This window comes from Paraburkholderia sp. RL17-337-BIB-A, assembly GCF_046025895.1.
GTDB classification, from domain to species: Bacteria; Pseudomonadota; Gammaproteobacteria; order Burkholderiales; family Burkholderiaceae; genus Paraburkholderia; species Paraburkholderia fungorum_C.
Genome location: NZ_JARESY010000004.1, coordinates 508,372 through 523,624, shown reverse-complemented (window position 1 = coordinate 523,624; position 15,253 = coordinate 508,372). Strand labels below are relative to the sequence as shown.

Sequence of the window (15,253 nt, the reverse complement as noted above, 5' to 3'; positions counted from 1 at the left end):
CCTTTCCCTTTTATCCCTTTACTGCGCCGGCAGTCAGACCCGACACGATGTAACGCTCGAACACCACGGCGATGATCACGGGCGGCACGATTGCGACCACGCCGGCTGCGTTGATGAATGAGAAGCTCGTCGTGAAATCCGACGTGAATGACGCGACGATGATTGGGACGGTCTGCGACGCGGCGGTTTGCGTGAACATCAAGGCGAACAGGAACTCGTTCCAGCTGCTCAGGAATGTGAACATGATGACGGCGACGAGCGACGGCACCGCGAGCGGCAAAAACACCTTCAGCAACACCTGAATCCGCGAGCAGCCGTCGACCCGAGCCGCCTTGTCGAGCTCATCCGGCAGTGATTCGAAATAGCTGAGCAACATGAAGACGCTGAACGGCACCGTGATCGCCAGATAGGTGATGATCAGCGACCCGACGCTGTCGAGCAGACCGAGCTTGCGCACGAACAGAAAGAACGGCACGACGAGCGCGATATCGGGAATCACGCGGGTTGCCAGCATGAAATACACCGACAGATCGCGGCCGATATAACGGATCTTCGCCATCGCATAAGCGGCGGGTACGCTGACGAGCAGATTCAGCAACACCACCGCCGCGGCAACCTCGAGACTATTGCGCAACGCCGGCAACAGGTACTGCGCGGTAGACGGAACGAAGGCAGCGTTGCCGTCGTCGGAGGTCGTTCCGGTGCTCGCCGCGACGATCGCCTTGAAGCTGGACAGCGTCGGCGGATGGGGAATCCAGTGCGGCGGAATCGAGGTGATATCCGCTTCGCGCTGCAGCGAAGACGACAGCAACCACGCAACCGGCGCCAGCACATACAGCAACATCACGATTGAACCGGCCAGCAGCGCGAGGCGCTTCAGAAAGAGAGAAGATGACATCGCTTAAAGCCTCTTGCCGAGTAGACGGATGATGGCGTACGACATCGCAAACGTGGCAAGCGCGAGCACATACGCGACCGCCGCGCCGGTGCCGAACGACAGGTTGCGGAATGTCTCGACATAGATGTGCCAGGAGAGCACGTGAGATGCGTCGGCCGGACCGCCCTCTGTCAGAATGAAGAAGAGGTCGAAGTGACGCACCGCCATCATTGCTTCGTAGATCATCACGAGCATGAAACCGGGTTTCAGCGCCGGCAGCGTCACGTGCACGAATCGGTTCCATAGGTTGGCGCCGTCTACGCGCGCCGCCCCGTACAGGTCCGACGGAATGGACTTCATCGTCACCAGCAGCAGGATGGTCGCGAGCGGCACTTCCTTCCAGACGAATGCGTTGCTGATCAGCGCCAGTGTCTTGTGCGTGTCACCCAGCCACACGAGGTACTGGCCGATCACGCCCAGTTGCAGCAGCAGTCCGTTGAGCGCGCCGTAGCCCGAGTCGTAGATCCATTTCCACATCAGACCGTCGACCACATACGGAATGGCCCATGGAATCAGCAAGGCGGTCGACAGGATGCGCCGGCCGCGAAACTCCTGATTCAGCAACAGTGCCATCAGCGTCGCGATGACCATGATCGCGAGGACCGACACGACGGTAAACCACGCGGTGCGCTCGACCGCCGCCCAGAACATCGGATCGCGGAAGGTCTGGACGTAGTTGCCCAGGCCGACGAACGACACGCTGTTCATGCGCGTCAAATGAATGTCGAACAGGCTCGTCCAGAACGAGTAAAGCACCGGAAACACGGCGACTGCGAGCAGCACCAGCATCATCGGCGTCAGCAGCAGCATTGCGCTGCGCTGATCGGACGGCGCCACGGAATGCTTGGCAAGCCAGCGGCGGCCCAAGGCTTGAACGCTCATATCGACCTCAGGCTTTGCTCAACGCGGTCCACTTCTGCGCGGACCGCTTCAATGCGTCGGCTACGCTCGACTGACCGAGGATCGCCGCTTGCCATGCCGTACCGTTGGTCTCGTCCCATTCGCCGAACCAGCGCGTGATCACGTCCTTCTTGCGGGCCAGATCCTGCTGCTTCTGAAACATCGAGAAATCGCCGTACTTTTCATATGCAGCGCGGACTTGCGGGTCGTTAAAGAGCGGCTTCACGCCGAATGCCGTACCGGTATCCAGGAACATCGCTTTCTGGAACGCGTACTGGCCGTCGAAGCGTCCGCCGAACGCTTCGATCAGACGCGTCGCCTCAGCGGCCCGCGTCTTGTTGGCGCCGGCCGCGGCGCTCATCGCGTGCATGCGCATCCACGCAACCGTGGCGTGCGAACCGTTCGGGCCGGCCGGCATCAACGCCTGTTTGATATGGCCCGCGACACGCGACTGGCGCGGATCGTTAAGCGCCTGAATCCGGTAGCGCGGCAACAACGCGAACGCGTGATTGCCTGACGCCACGGCCTTGAAGCCGTTCAATTCTCCCAGCTCGACGCAGGCCGGCGAAACGATGTGGTGCTTGTTGACCGCATCGGCGACCCATTGCAGCGAACTCACCGCGCCGTGCTTCGGATCCTCCATCACCGCGTTGCCGCTGTCGTCGACAAAGCGGCCGCCGTTGGAAAACACCAGCGACGACATGAACTCGATCAGCCAGCTCTCGCGTGCCATCGAGAGCATCAGCGGGTATTGCGAGAGACCCGCATTCTTGATCTTCAGCGATTGCGCGACCAGTTCGTCCCACGTTGCAGGAGGCGCCGCGATGCCCGCCTTGGCGAGCTTGTCGGCGTCATACAGAAACGCCATGTAGTCGGTGTAGTACGTGAGACCGTACTGACGACCCTTGTAGCGCATCGATTGGGTACAGAAGTCCTGCACCTCGCCGTTGTACTTGAGCAGTTGCGGATAGCCGTCGAGCGGCGCGAGCCAGCCCGCGTCGGCCCACTCGGGCAGCCAGCCGTCGGACACCCACAGCACGTCGATCGGCGCCTGGCCGACGAACTTCGTCACCATCGCCTCGCGATACTGTGCGAACGGGAGGTTGTTGTAGTTGACGTTCAGCCCCGATTCCTTCTCAAACGGCACGAGCAGGCGCTTCACCGTATCGACACCGGCCGACCAGGTATGGAGATTCACGCTGTCGGCAGCGAAGGCCCGTGACATCCCACCCATCAAACCGGAAGCAGCGAGCCCCGCGCCCGCCGACAGCTGTAGAAATCGACGACGACCGTTCCCGAATCTATTCACGACGTTACTCATGGTTCGCTCCGACCGCCTGCGCGGCGCTGTTCACACGTGGTGTAGCCGCTGATTCGGCTACCTCTTGGGATGCGACGATATCTTCGAGAAAATAAATCGTCAACTGACGACATACAGTTTTTGAAAAATTTTTTTGGCCTGCAGGCGCCATTGAGCTACTGACCGCGTTCCCCCTTATTTATCGGGCGTTTCCGCTATATCATCCGATGAATTTGTCGGTTCGATTGCGGCAATCGTGGTCGTCGATCGACGATTGACAAGAAATAATTTTGACGGCAGGAGACGCTATACGAGAGCAATGCGGCGGGAATTCTGCAGAGATCGGGCACGCACGGAGGGCCGCCCGGGACGGACGCACGCGACGGAGGCGCGACGGAGGTGGTTAGAAAGTGATATGCGCTGGCCTGGCGAATCCACCGAACCGGCAGATTGCGCGGCGCGCAGCGCTCAGGCGCTTTCCGGCGCCGACAGCAGTGAAGACATGCTGCGCCGAAAGGCGCGGGCGTGCATCGCAATCACCGCGCCGGAAGGCACGGTATTGTCGTTCGAGTCGATGTGGCTCGCGTTGCCGAATCGAGTGTGTTCTCGTGGGCATCGTGCAACGCGCGCTTGCTGCGCTGCGTCGCCGCGTGCCCATTGCGGGCACGCCTTTTTTTGCATGGCGCCTGCCAAAGGCCACGCCACGCTTTTAGTCCCGGATCAGGAATCAGCGGGACGCGATCACATCCGCCACCAGCAGCGCCGTCATGTTGACGATCCGGCGCACCGTGGCCGAAGCCGTCAGCACATGCACCGGCCTGGCCGCGCCCAGCAGCATCGGGCCAATCGCGATGTTGTTGCCCGCAGCGGTCTTCAGCAGGTTGTACGAGATGTTGGCCGCGTCGATGTTCGGCAGCACCAGCAGGTTCGCGTCGCCTTCGAGCGTCGAGTCGGGCAGGATTTCGCGGCGCAGATTCGCGTCCAGCGCCAGGTCGCCGTGCATTTCCCCGTCCACCTGCAGCTCCGGCGCGCGCTCGCGCAGGATCGCCAGCGTGTCGCGCATTTTCTGCGCGCTCGGCGCATTGCTCGAACCGAAGTTCGAATGCGACACCAGCGCGACCTTCGGTTCGATACCGAAGCGGCGCACTTCTTCAGCCGCCATGATCGTGATCTCGGCCAGCTGCTCCGGCGTCGGATCGACGTTCACGTGCGTGTCGACCAGGAAAATCTGCCGGTTCGGCAACACCAGCGCGTTCATCGCCGCATAGACCTTCGCGCCCTGCTTCTTGCCGATCACCTGATCGATGAAGTGCAGGTGGCGATGCGTGGTGGACACCGTGCCGCAGATCATGCCGTCCGCCTCGCCCTTTTCCACCAGCATCGCGCCGATCAGCGTGGTGCGGCGGCGCATTTCGAGCTTCGCCATCTGCGCGGTGATGCCCTTGCGGGACATCATCCTGTGATATTCCTGCCAGAAGTCACGATAGCGCTCGTCGTGATCGGTGTTCACGACCGTGTAGTCCTGACCCGCGACCAGGCGCAGGCCGTAGCGCGCAATGCGCTGCTCGATCACCGCCGGGCGGCCGATCAGGATCGGCTTCGCCAGCTTTTCGTCGACGATGATCTGCATGGCGCGCAGCACGCGCTCTTCCTCGCCTTCAGCGAACACGATGCGCTTCTTCTCCGGCTCGACGCCACGCGCCAGCTGGAAGATCGGCTTCATCGTCGTGCCGCTGTGATAGACGAACTGCTGCAGATGCTGTTCGTAAGCGTCCATGTCCTCGATCGGACGCTCGGCGACACCCGAATCCATCGCGGCCTTCGCCACCGCCGGTGCGACCTTGACGATCAGGCGCGGATCGAACGGCTTCGGAATCAGATACTCCGGACCAAACGACAGATCCTGGATGCCATACGCGGTCGCGACGATATCGCTCTGCTCCTGGCGCGCCAGTTCGGCGATCGCGTTGACCGCCGCGATTTCCATTTCCCGCGTCACCGTCGTCGCGCCCGCATCCAGCGCGCCGCGGAACAGGAACGGGAACACCAGCACGTTGTTGACCTGGTTCGGGTAGTCCGTGCGGCCCGTGCACAGCACGGCGTCCGGACGCACTTCGAGCGCCAGTTCCGGCAGGATTTCCGGTGTCGGATTGGCCAGCGCCAGAATCAGCGGCTTGTCCGCCATCTGTTTGACCATGTCCTGCTTGAGCACGCCGCCAGCCGAGAGGCCCAGGAAAATGTCCGCGCCGCCGATCGCTTCAGCGAGCGTGCGGGCTTCCGTTTCACGTGCGAAGCGCTCCTTGTCCGGGTCCATCAGTTCGACGCGGCCCTTGTAGACCACGCCGGCCAGATCGGTGACGGTGATGTTCTCGAGCGGCAGGCCGATGTCGACCAGCAGATCCAGACAGGCCAGCGCCGCCGCGCCCGCGCCGGACGATACCAGCTTGACCTTCTTGATGTCCTTGCCGACCACCTTCAGACCGTTGGTGATCGCTGCCGCGACGACGATCGCGGTGCCGTGCTGGTCGTCGTGGAAGACCGGAATCTTCATGCGCTTGCGGCATTCACGTTCGACGATGAAGCAGTCCGGCGCCTTGATGTCTTCGAGGTTGATGCCGCCGAAAGTCGGCTCGAGCGCCGCGATCACGTCGACCAGCTTGTGCGGGTCGGACTCGTTCAGTTCGATATCGAACACGTCGATGCCGGCGAACTTCTTGAACAGGACGGCCTTGCCTTCCATGACCGGCTTCGAGGCGAGCGGCCCGATGTTGCCCAGACCCAGCACCGCGGTGCCGTTCGTGACAACGCCGACCAGGTTGCTGCGCGCGGTGAAGCGCGCGGCGTTGAGCGGATTCTCGACGATTTCTTCGCACGCGAACGCAACGCCCGGCGAGTACGCCAGTGCGAGGTCGCGCTGGTTGATCATCTGCTTGGTCGGGGCGATCGCGATCTTTCCGGGGGTCGGGAACTCGTGATAATCGAGGGCGGCTTGGCGGATGTTCCGTGCGTCAGTCTTGTTTGTCATTCTGGCGTTACTCGCAAACTATGGTCGGTACGGTCGGATATCGAAGGCATCAGAAATCCATGACGGTCCAGCGGGGACTGCGCCGGCACTGGCGTCGCATCGAGCACGGACGGCAGCGCCGATTGCGTGCTGTGCATTGAGATCGCCGGTCAGTTAGATCGCCGTGCCGTCGGCCTTGAGCGTATAGCCGGTGGGCAATTCATTACGGCATCTTCTGAGACATTGCATGCGGGTCAATGTACGCAGAAGTAGGATGCAATAGCTTATCCGCGGGATGCGGGTTTAGAATTCACTCCAAATCACTTGTTTATTCACTTTCAGTGAAAACTGACATCGCTTCTGATCTTGAGTTCTTTGTGCTGGTCGCACGCCACGGCAGCCTCTCGGCGGCAGCGCGAGCGCTCGATCTAACGCCGCCGGCTGCCACCAGACGACTTGTGCAGATGGAAAGCCGGCTCGGCGTGCGACTCGTCAACCGGACGACGCGCAGCGTCAGTTTGACGGGCGAGGGCCAGACATACCTGCTGCACGCGACGCGGATTCTGGCCGAAGTCCGCGAAATGGAAGACCTGGTATCGAGCGGCCGCTCGACACCACGCGGCCTGTTACGCGTGAACGCGACGCTCGGCTTCGGCCGCACGGCGATCGCGCCGATCGTCTCTGAATTCGCCAGGCGCTATCCGGATGTCGCGGTGCAGGTTGAAGTGACTGATAGACCAATCGATCTGGTCGAAAGCGGCTTTGATCTGGCAATCCGTTTCGGCTTGCTGCCCGACAAACGCCTCAATGCGCGACGTGTGATGTCGAACCGGCGTTTGCTGTGCGCCTCGCCCGGCTATCTCAAGCGGCACGGCACGCCGTCCAGCCTTCAGGACCTCAGCGACCACCGCTGCATCATCCATCGGCAGAACGACGACGCCTACGGCATCTGGCGCTTCATGCACCGCGAACAGAGCGAAGTCGTGAAGGTACACGGGATGCTGTCGAGCAACGACGGAGATATCGTGCTCGGATGGGCGCTGGACGGCCACGGGATTGTGATTCGTTCAGAGTGGGATCTGGCCAAGTATCTGGAGAGTGGCAGGCTGAAGGTGGTGCTGCCTGATTTCGTGCTGCCGTCGGCGGATCTGTATGTGTACTATCCGAGCCGAAGCAACCAGACCGTTCGTGCGAGGGTGTTCATCGAATTTCTGGTCGAGCATTTCCAAACGCCGGTCCCGACGAGAGCGGAATAGCCGTAGACACCGTCAGTCGTCGCGGAATCCGCGCTTTCATTAGCGCTTTCATCAACGCTTTTCCAGCTGGTCATCTCCACCGCACCGCATATTCACGGCGCATTGCGCACCGTCGCGGCGCATCGAATCCCCACATCTGCACCAGCGCTTGGCATCGGTTTCGCGCCGCATTGTCGTGCCATTTTGTCCTTATTTTCCGTCTCGGACAAAAACCGCCACATTTCCAGTGCATTCGGGACAAGCTGAGTTCCCGCACAGACGGATCACGGCGACAGGCCTGGTACTCGCTCTATTGAGTCAGTCTCGATCAGCAACGGACTCTCTCATGAATCGCACACACACACCGCGCAAGCTTCCCGTCACCATCATCTCCGGGTTTCTCGGCGCCGGTAAAACCACCCTCGTCAATCAGTTGCTGCAGCAACACGCGCCGGGATCGATCGGCGTGGTCGTCAATGAATTCGGCGAAGTCGGCATCGACGGTCAACTGATCGTCGCCGAAGAACAGGCGCTGGTCGAGATCAATAACGGCTGCGTGTGCTGCACGGTGCGCGCGGACCTCGTCGCTAGTGTGAAAGCACTGCTGGCGCGTCCGCAGACCGGCGCGGCGCCCATGCAGCGCCTGATCGTCGAGACATCCGGACTGGCCGATCCGGCACCGGTCCTGCAAACGTTCCTCGCCGATCCCGACCTGCGCGAAGCCGTAGATCTCGAATCGGTCGTCACCGTGGTCGACGCACTGCATCTGCGCCAGCAACTCGATGACGACATTGCGCGCGAACAGGTGGCCTTCGCCGACGTCATTCTGATCAACAAGCTCGACCTGATCACGGCAGACGAGCTAATCGCCCTCGAACAGACGATCCGTTCATTGAATCCGACTGCCGCCATCATCACCTCGACCCGTTCGCAAATCCGCGCAGACGCTCTGCTGGGTGTGCGCCGCTTCTCGCTGCCCACGCTGCTCGCGATCGAGCCCGATCTGCTCGACGAAGGCGCTCACGACCACGAACACGACACGTCGATTCAATCGTGCGCGCTGGTCGAAAAGGGCGACCTCGATGCGACGCGCTTTAACCGTTGGATCAACGAACTCGTGCAGCAGCAAGGCCAGCAACTGATGCGCATGAAAGGGGTGCTCAACTTCCACGCCGAAGCGCGGCAGTTCCATTTCCATAGTGTGCATATGTTGCTGGAAGCCGCACCCGGACGCGCATGGCTGAAGGACGAGCCGCGCGAGAACAAGTTCGTGTTCATCGGCCGCAATCTGGATTTTCCGCAACTACGCGAATCGTTTCTCAGCTGCATCCATTAACCGCACTTACCCCACTTTCCCCACTTACCCTCAAGGAGTCTGTAATGAAGAAGACTGATGCGCTTACCGTCAGTATCGGCGTGCTCGCCGTCGTCGACACCTACGTCACCGCAACGGTATTTCCGGTACCGGTGTGGGTCACCTTTATCGCGTGGGCGTCGTTCTTCGTGGTCGGCGGTGGTCCGCGCGGCTTCGTGCAGAGCGTCGCGTCGAACCTCACCGGCCTCGTCATCGCGTCGCTCTCGCTGCTGGCGATCGCCAATACCGGGCCGGCGCCGCTCACTGTGGCGATTTGCGTCGGTCTCGGGAGTGCGGCGATGGTGCAGGTATCGAAACTGAAGCTGCTGAATGTGCTGCCCGCTGTCGTGTGGGGCTTCGCTTCGACGGTCGGCACCACAGTTGCCACCGGTAAGGCGATTACCACGGTCGGCATCCAGAACCCCGCGTTGGTGGCTGCCGCCGCGCTCGTCACCGGCGCCGTCTTCGGCATCGTCTCCGAAGTGTTCGGCGAAGTACTCAGCCACAAGCCTCAGCATCAATTCAACTGACCTCACGCTCCAGGAACCGCACACCATGAAACTACAGCACAGCCTTGGCGGGCTCGAAAACCTCGGACCCGTCAATGTCGAGACACGGGTTTTCGTCGAGCAGTGGGAGAAGCGCATTTTCGGCATTCATACAGTGATGATGGCGGAAAGCGCGCATCTGTCGGACGCGCGGCCACAGTACCCGGTGGCGACGCTGCCTACCACGTTCAAAAATACGTGGACCTGGGCGTCGCTGCGCACCGGTGCCGAAGGCATGCAACCGTTCGAATACTTCAAATACCGGTACTACGAAAAGTGGCTGATGGGGATTTCGCAATTCTTCATCGATCAGGGTTATGTATCCGCCGACGAACTCGCGCAGAAGACCGCGCACTACCGCGCCCATCCAGATGCGCCGCTGCCCGCACAGCCGAATCCGGCCATTGCCTCGCAGATCAACGAGTACCTCGCAAAAGGCGATTCGGGGCTGAACGCACTGAAGCAGGCACCGCGTTTCGAACCCGGCGCCGAGGTATGCATCGCCGATCCGGTCGCCGTTGATCACACGCGCTTGCCGGGCTACCTGCGCAACAAGCGCGGAGTGATCGACCTCGTCTATCCGGGCGCCTACTCCTACTTCGTTTCGACCGGGCCCGACGGCATCGGCGAGCCGATGCCCGTCTATCGCGTTGCATTCAAGGCCGAGGACATCTGGGGCAAGGACAAGAGCGAACCGAACACGACGATCTACGCCGATCTATACGAAGCGTATCTCGACGCATCGAACTGAATCTCTACATCCATCATCTGGTACGGAATTAACATGAGCGAACTTTTCAAATACGACGACGAGCGCGAAGCCGCGAGCGCGGCCAAGGTACGGGCACTCGAAGCGCTTCTGATCGAAAAAGGGGTGCTAGGCAGCGACTCGGTCGATACCGTGCTCGGTCATTTCGAAACGATGGCTGGCCCGTTCAACGGGGCGAAAATCGTGGCGCGTGCGTGGGTCGATCCAGCGTTCAGGGAACGCCTCGTCGAAGACACACCGAAGGCCATTGCGGAAATGGACTTCCCGGGCGGGATGGAAGGCGCGGAAGGCGAACACATGGCCGCAGTCGCCAACGGCAACGGCGTTCACAACCTCATCATCTGCACGCTCTGCTCCTGCTATCCCTGGCCCGTGCTGGGTCTGCCGCCCTACTGGTATAAAGACCCGGTGTTCCGCGCGCGCGGCGTGCGCGAACCGCGCGCCGTGCTGAAGGAGTTCGGCGTGCCGGTTTCGGACGACACGGAAGTCAAGGTATGGGACAGCAGCGCGCAAATCCGCTGGTTCGTCATCCCGGAGCGGCCCGCCGGCACCGAAGGCATGAGCGAAGCGGAACTGGCCGCGCTCGTCACACCCGAAGCGATGATGGGTGTGGCACTGGTGCCCTCGCCTTCTGCCTCGCCACGGCCGGCGGTCTGATCATGTTTACCCGGTTCGAGGAATATGCCGCCTCCAGCATGCTTGGACATGCGGACTCTCCGCCGCGCATGCAAGGCAAACTGCTGTTCGACAAACCATGGGAACGGCAAGTATTCGGGCTCGCGCTTTCGCTGTCGAAGGCGGGGCATTTCGAGTGGGAAGACTTCCGTCAGAACCTCATCGAGTCGATCGCCGAATGGGAAGACGGATACTGCGCAGGGCAGCCGCCGTGGGATTACTACGAGCGCTTTCTGCTCGCCCTCGAAAAGACCGTGACGCAGGCTGGGGTGCTGTCGGCCGCAGACATGGCGTCGCTGGATCTGCGTGCGTTGCGTCCGTCCAGCAACTGAGCCGCGCCCTTGCTTCCGGCGTTCAGGCAAGGGCACGAGAACGCACGCCATATCGCATAACGAAGTTTCATCAGGATATCTATTATGCTCAAGCAACTGTCCAATGTACTCACCGGATCCGATCCGCAGGTCCAGCGCAAGCTCGTCGGCATCTACGGCCTGCTGTTGGTGACGAATGTCGCCGCGTGGGTCTGGGCGTTCGTGTCCTTCCGGGATCACCCGGTCCTGCTCGGCACCGCGCTGATCGCCTATGGACTGGGCTTGCGCCATGCGGTCGATGCCGACCACATTGCTGCGATCGACAACGTGACCCGTAAGCTGATGCAGGAAAAAAAACGCCCTGTCGCAGTGGGCTTTTTCTTCTCGCTCGGTCACTCGACCATCATCGTCATCGCCTCGCTCGCGGTCGCGGCGGTCGCAAGCGCGTTGAGCACGCGCTTTGCCCACTACAAGGAATTGGGCGGACTGATCAGCACGTCGGTATCGACCGTCTTCCTGTTCGCGATCGCGTTCCTGAACCTCCTGATTCTGAAATCGATCTTCCAGGCGTGGCGCCACGTACGTGCAGGCGGCACCTACGTCGACGATGACTTCGACATGTTGCTGGCCGATCGCGGCTTCCTCGCGCGGATCTTTCGCCCGATGTTTCGGCTCGTCTCGCGTAGCTGGCACATGTTCCCGCTTGGCTTTCTGTTCGGCCTCGGTTTCGATACCGCGACCGAGGTGAGCCTGCTCGGCATGTCCGCGTCGCAGGCTTCGCACGGCATTTCGCCATGGTCGGTGATGGTGTTCCCGGCGCTCTTCAGCGCGGGGATGTCGCTGGTCGACACGCTCGACGGTCACCTGATGCTCGGCGCCTACGGTTGGGCGTATCTTAAGCCGATTCGTAAAATCTATTACAACATGACGATTACGCTGGTGTCGGTCGCGGTCGCGCTGCTGGTCGGCACGATCGAGGCTTTGGGCCTGATTTCTGACCACTTGAAGCTCGAAGGCAAGCTGTGGGATGCTATCGGTACATTGAACGACAACTTCGGCACGCTGGGCTACATCATCATTGGTATCTTCGCCGCGAGCTGGCTCGTATCGATGGTACTTTACCGAACCCGGCGCTTCGACGAACTCGAGACGAGTCGTTAGGCGAGCGCGTGCGGCATGCGCCGCGCCAGCCTCGCCTCCATTTTGACTGACACCTATGCGCAAGATCACCGTCGGAATGGTGCTGTACCCCGGATTCCAGCTGCTCGATATCGCGGGCCCCAAAGATGCCTTTGCGGAGGTCCGCGTCCTCAGTCAGGGGGAGTGCGAATACGAAATGCTGACGATCGGCACGACGCGGGGCAGCGTGCTGTCTTCCAGCGGACTGACGGTCATGCCGGACCGGACCATCTTCGATCCGTGCCCGCATTTCGACACGGTGATTGTGCCCGGCGGCCTCGGCGTATTCGAAGTACTTGAAGACTCGACGCTCAGCGAATGGCTCGCGAAGCAGCACAAGAGTACCAGGCGGATCGCCGCTATCTGCAACGGCGTTTTTGCCTTCGGCGCCGCCGGCATGATCGATAACCGGACGGTCACGACACACTGGATGGACGCCGCGCGTCTTTCATCGATGTTTCCGAAGGCGAAGGTCGAACCCGATCAGATCTACGTAAAAGACAGTGGCCTCTACACGACCGCAGGCGTGACCGCCGGTATCGATCTCGCGCTGGTCATGATCGAAGAGGACTTCGGCAAGAAAATGGCGCTCGACGTCGCGAAGTATCTGATCGTGTACGTGCGCCGCGCGGGCGGCCAGTCGCAGTTCAGCCCGCTGCTGGAAACCCAGGCCGCCAGCGATTCCCAGATCCAGTCGATTCAGCAGTACCTGCTCGACAACCTTCATCTGAATCATACGACCACGTCGCTTGCGCGCCGGCTCAAAATGAGTCCGCGCAATCTGTCCCGCATCTTCACCAAGGAGTGCGGCGTCAGTCTCATCGCATTCCTGAACGACGCGCGCATCGACGCCGCGCGCCGCTACCTCGAAAGCACCCGTCACCCGATCGGTGAAATCGCGAAGCGTTGCGGCTTTGAGAGCGCGGATACACTTCGGCGCACATTTAGTCGCCGGCTTCAGATCAGTCCCGTTGAATACCGGCAGCGCTTTCGCTCCGGCGATCCGGCGAACGACGAAGCGCGCGGGGTCCGCGAATCAAGCCGATAACGGTTCTTTCAATGTCACGCCGGGTTCCGCGCCTGATCGTTTATGGCACGGTCACGAGAACGGGATGGGCTGGTAGAGTGCTCTTGCGCCTGTGCTGTTGGGAACATGAGAGCGATAAGGGCACTGCTGCGTTGCGTCGGCTGGACGACGACACAGATTCAGAGGTGAGTTTGAGTCGGCATGCACCAACTCCAGCGCGACTCAGACAGGTGCGCTGGCCTTGATTAGCTCGCTGGCCAGGATCACTGCATCGCTGTTAAGCGGTGTGAAGCCGCCACGGATTCGAGGACGGTAGACCCGGTCGCCCTTCCTGATACGTTTGCCAGACAGGGCGCAACGCCCCGACGCGGGAGCGGGACACGCTGCCCAGACTTGCTCCTCGTAGTTGCACAGCGTCGCATCGTGCCAGCGCAACGCGAAGAGCGCATTGGGCAGCTCCTCCACGACCGTCACGGTATAGGTGCGCACGTGACCACCGTCCGCCTTGCGCGCACCGGGCGGCTCGCCACCCAAGCGGGAGTGACCGGACAGGTCCGGAGAATTCCGCATCAGGTCTGAAGTCGTATTGGGTTCATCGTTCAAGATCGTTTGTGTTCCTTAGCAAGGAGTGAAGCAGCAGTCGAACAACTGCTGACCTGCGGCTATTGGATGCAGATGGCGGAGAAGTCGACGGTACGGCGATAAATAGTCCTGCCAAGCCACGGCACGAACGTGTACTCGTTATATGCGTTGCTTCCGATGTGAATCCAGCTACGTAGAACATGTGACACGATGATTCCTTTGAGACGTTAAGAAGGGAACCGGTCGGGCGGCCATCCAAAAGTGTCTTGCGGTCGTCGGGCCGAATGGCGATCTCTGCGTTGCAATAACAGCGAGCGTGTAGCCATGGGAGAAGAGTAAATTTAGCCGGAGGCCAGGTCTACTCTACGATTGGATATGCCGATGCCGCATTAGCGTGACTGGCTTATACGAATGTATATAAGCGCGGCATGGAGACTTCACTGAGCTTGCCCCCGTTAGGCGAATCTCTTGTTGAGCGGCAAACGCAAGCAACCAGAGCGGCCATTTGGAAACGAACGCCGATACAGCGTTGAGTGAGCGCTCAGGGCTAGTGACAGGACGTTTGCTCACCACTGCCGGGCAGCGGTGGCTTGGCGTACGACTACGCTTGCGGCAGACCCGCGCTCAGCAATGACGGCCGTCAGGCAGACAGGGCTGGATACCAAGCGATTCGGCCTTGCGGACAAGGTCCGGCATCGAGCGCGCGTTCATTTTTCGCATGACTTGTCCACGGTGGACCTTGACCGTGATCTCACTCAAGTTCATCTCAGAGGCAATCTGCTTGTTCAGCAGACCGGACAGGACAAAGCCCATCACCTCTTTCTCACGCGGCGAAAGAGACTGGTACGCAGCGCGCAGACCGCTGAGCGCGGATTCTGCCGCGAGCCGCTCGCTGTCGCGCGCCAAGGCCTGAGCAACTGCATCGAGCATGTCCTGGTCTTTGAATGGCTTCGCAAAGAAATCAAGGGCGCCCGCCTTCATTGCCTTCACTCCCATCTCGATGTCGCCATGGCCGGTCATGAATACGACGGGAATATGCATGCCGCTGTTGACGATTTCCTGGTGAAAAGCCATGCCGCTTTTCCCGCGGAGTCGCACGTCCAGGATGAGGCAGCTCGGTCCCGCGGAGTGGGGAAAGCGGAGAAATTCGTCCGGGCTCTCGAACGTTACGACGCGCAAGCCTACGGAGCGCAAAAGCAGGTCAAGGGCCCGACGGATTCCCTCGTCGTCATCGACGACGTAAATGACGGAATCGTCGGTTGTTTCGGATTCGTCCGTTGTTTTGCGGCTCGGTCTTGTAGTCATCTGGACACCTCGCGAAGCTGGAATGCGGTCGCACCCCGCTGGCATGCGGCCATTTTACGCCGTCACGTTTGCGCGCGTCACCGGATCCCTGATAGCTTGCAGCAAGGGTTCGTTGCCAGGCGCACAT

Annotated in this window: 14 protein-coding genes; 8 read left to right on the top strand and 6 right to left on the bottom strand. The window is 60.9% G+C overall.

All coding sequences use genetic code 11. From position 1 onward, the window contains the following. Positions 1-10 precede the first annotated feature (10 nt). From P0D84_RS47440 to P0D84_RS47425, 4 genes are all read right to left on the bottom strand, one after another. Positions 11-898 carry a carbohydrate ABC transporter permease gene (locus tag P0D84_RS47440; protein ID WP_169486585.1) on the bottom strand — a complete coding sequence of 296 codons (888 nt, stop codon included), beginning with the start codon at positions 896-898 and terminating at the stop codon, positions 11-13. Between the two features lie 3 nt (positions 899-901). Beyond that, positions 902-1,819: a carbohydrate ABC transporter permease gene (locus P0D84_RS47435; RefSeq protein WP_408351123.1), complete on the bottom strand. Its 918-nt coding sequence runs from the start codon at positions 1,817-1,819 to the stop codon at positions 902-904. 7 nt (positions 1,820-1,826) lie between these two features. Further along, the gene (locus P0D84_RS47430) at positions 1,827-3,158 is read right to left on the bottom strand and encodes an extracellular solute-binding protein (protein ID WP_408351120.1); all 1,332 of its coding nucleotides are present in this window, start codon (positions 3,156-3,158) and stop codon (positions 1,827-1,829) included. A 706-nt stretch (positions 3,159-3,864) separates the two neighbouring features. Continuing rightward, positions 3,865-6,162 (bottom strand): NADP-dependent malic enzyme, encoded by a 2,298-nt coding sequence (locus P0D84_RS47425; RefSeq protein ID WP_408351117.1) that lies wholly within the window; start codon positions 6,160-6,162, stop codon positions 3,865-3,867. 320 nt (positions 6,163-6,482) lie between these two features. On the opposite strand from P0D84_RS47425, the gene P0D84_RS47420 reads away from it, so the two are divergent. The 8 genes from P0D84_RS47420 to P0D84_RS47385 all read left to right on the top strand — a co-directional run bounded on the left by P0D84_RS47420 (position 6,483) and on the right by P0D84_RS47385 (position 13,260). Beyond that, a complete protein-coding gene (locus P0D84_RS47420; protein WP_408351114.1) occupies positions 6,483-7,397 on the top strand; it encodes a LysR family transcriptional regulator in 915 nt (304 codons plus the stop codon). 325 nt (positions 7,398-7,722) lie between these two features. Beyond that, a complete protein-coding gene (locus P0D84_RS47415; protein WP_408351111.1) occupies positions 7,723-8,712 on the top strand; it encodes a CobW family GTP-binding protein in 990 nt (329 codons plus the stop codon). Between the two features lie 44 nt (positions 8,713-8,756). Continuing rightward, entirely contained in the window at positions 8,757-9,260 is a 504-nt protein-coding gene (locus P0D84_RS47410) for a DUF1097 domain-containing protein (protein ID WP_408351108.1), read from the top strand. 25 nt (positions 9,261-9,285) lie between these two features. Next, positions 9,286-10,029, top strand: a complete 744-nt coding sequence (nthB, locus tag P0D84_RS47405) for a nitrile hydratase subunit beta (protein ID WP_408351105.1) — start codon at positions 9,286-9,288, stop codon at positions 10,027-10,029. Between the two features lie 33 nt (positions 10,030-10,062). Then, positions 10,063-10,704, top strand: a complete 642-nt coding sequence (gene nthA / locus P0D84_RS47400) for a nitrile hydratase subunit alpha (RefSeq protein ID WP_408351102.1) — start codon at positions 10,063-10,065, stop codon at positions 10,702-10,704. A gap of 2 nt (positions 10,705-10,706) precedes the next feature. Beyond that, positions 10,707-11,054 carry a nitrile hydratase accessory protein gene (locus P0D84_RS47395; protein WP_408351099.1) on the top strand — a complete coding sequence of 116 codons (348 nt, stop codon included), beginning with the start codon at positions 10,707-10,709 and terminating at the stop codon, positions 11,052-11,054. Positions 11,055-11,138: 84 nt separating this feature from the next. After that, positions 11,139-12,194 carry a HoxN/HupN/NixA family nickel/cobalt transporter gene (locus P0D84_RS47390; protein ID WP_408351096.1) on the top strand — a complete coding sequence of 352 codons (1,056 nt, stop codon included), beginning with the start codon at positions 11,139-11,141 and terminating at the stop codon, positions 12,192-12,194. Between the two features lie 55 nt (positions 12,195-12,249). Further along, on the top strand, positions 12,250-13,260 hold the full coding sequence (locus P0D84_RS47385) for a GlxA family transcriptional regulator (protein WP_408351093.1): 1,011 nt from the start codon (positions 12,250-12,252) through the stop codon (positions 13,258-13,260). Positions 13,261-13,461: 201 nt separating this feature from the next. Here the strand turns inward: P0D84_RS47385 and P0D84_RS47380 are convergent, their stop codons facing one another. Together P0D84_RS47380 and P0D84_RS47375 are read right to left on the bottom strand one after the other, a co-directional pair. Continuing rightward, positions 13,462-13,842: a DUF3331 domain-containing protein gene (locus P0D84_RS47380; RefSeq protein WP_408351089.1), complete on the bottom strand. Its 381-nt coding sequence runs from the start codon at positions 13,840-13,842 to the stop codon at positions 13,462-13,464. Positions 13,843-14,445: 603 nt separating this feature from the next. Beyond that, positions 14,446-15,126: a response regulator transcription factor gene (locus tag P0D84_RS47375; RefSeq protein WP_408351086.1), complete on the bottom strand. Its 681-nt coding sequence runs from the start codon at positions 15,124-15,126 to the stop codon at positions 14,446-14,448. Between the last annotated feature and the right edge of the window lie 127 nt (positions 15,127-15,253).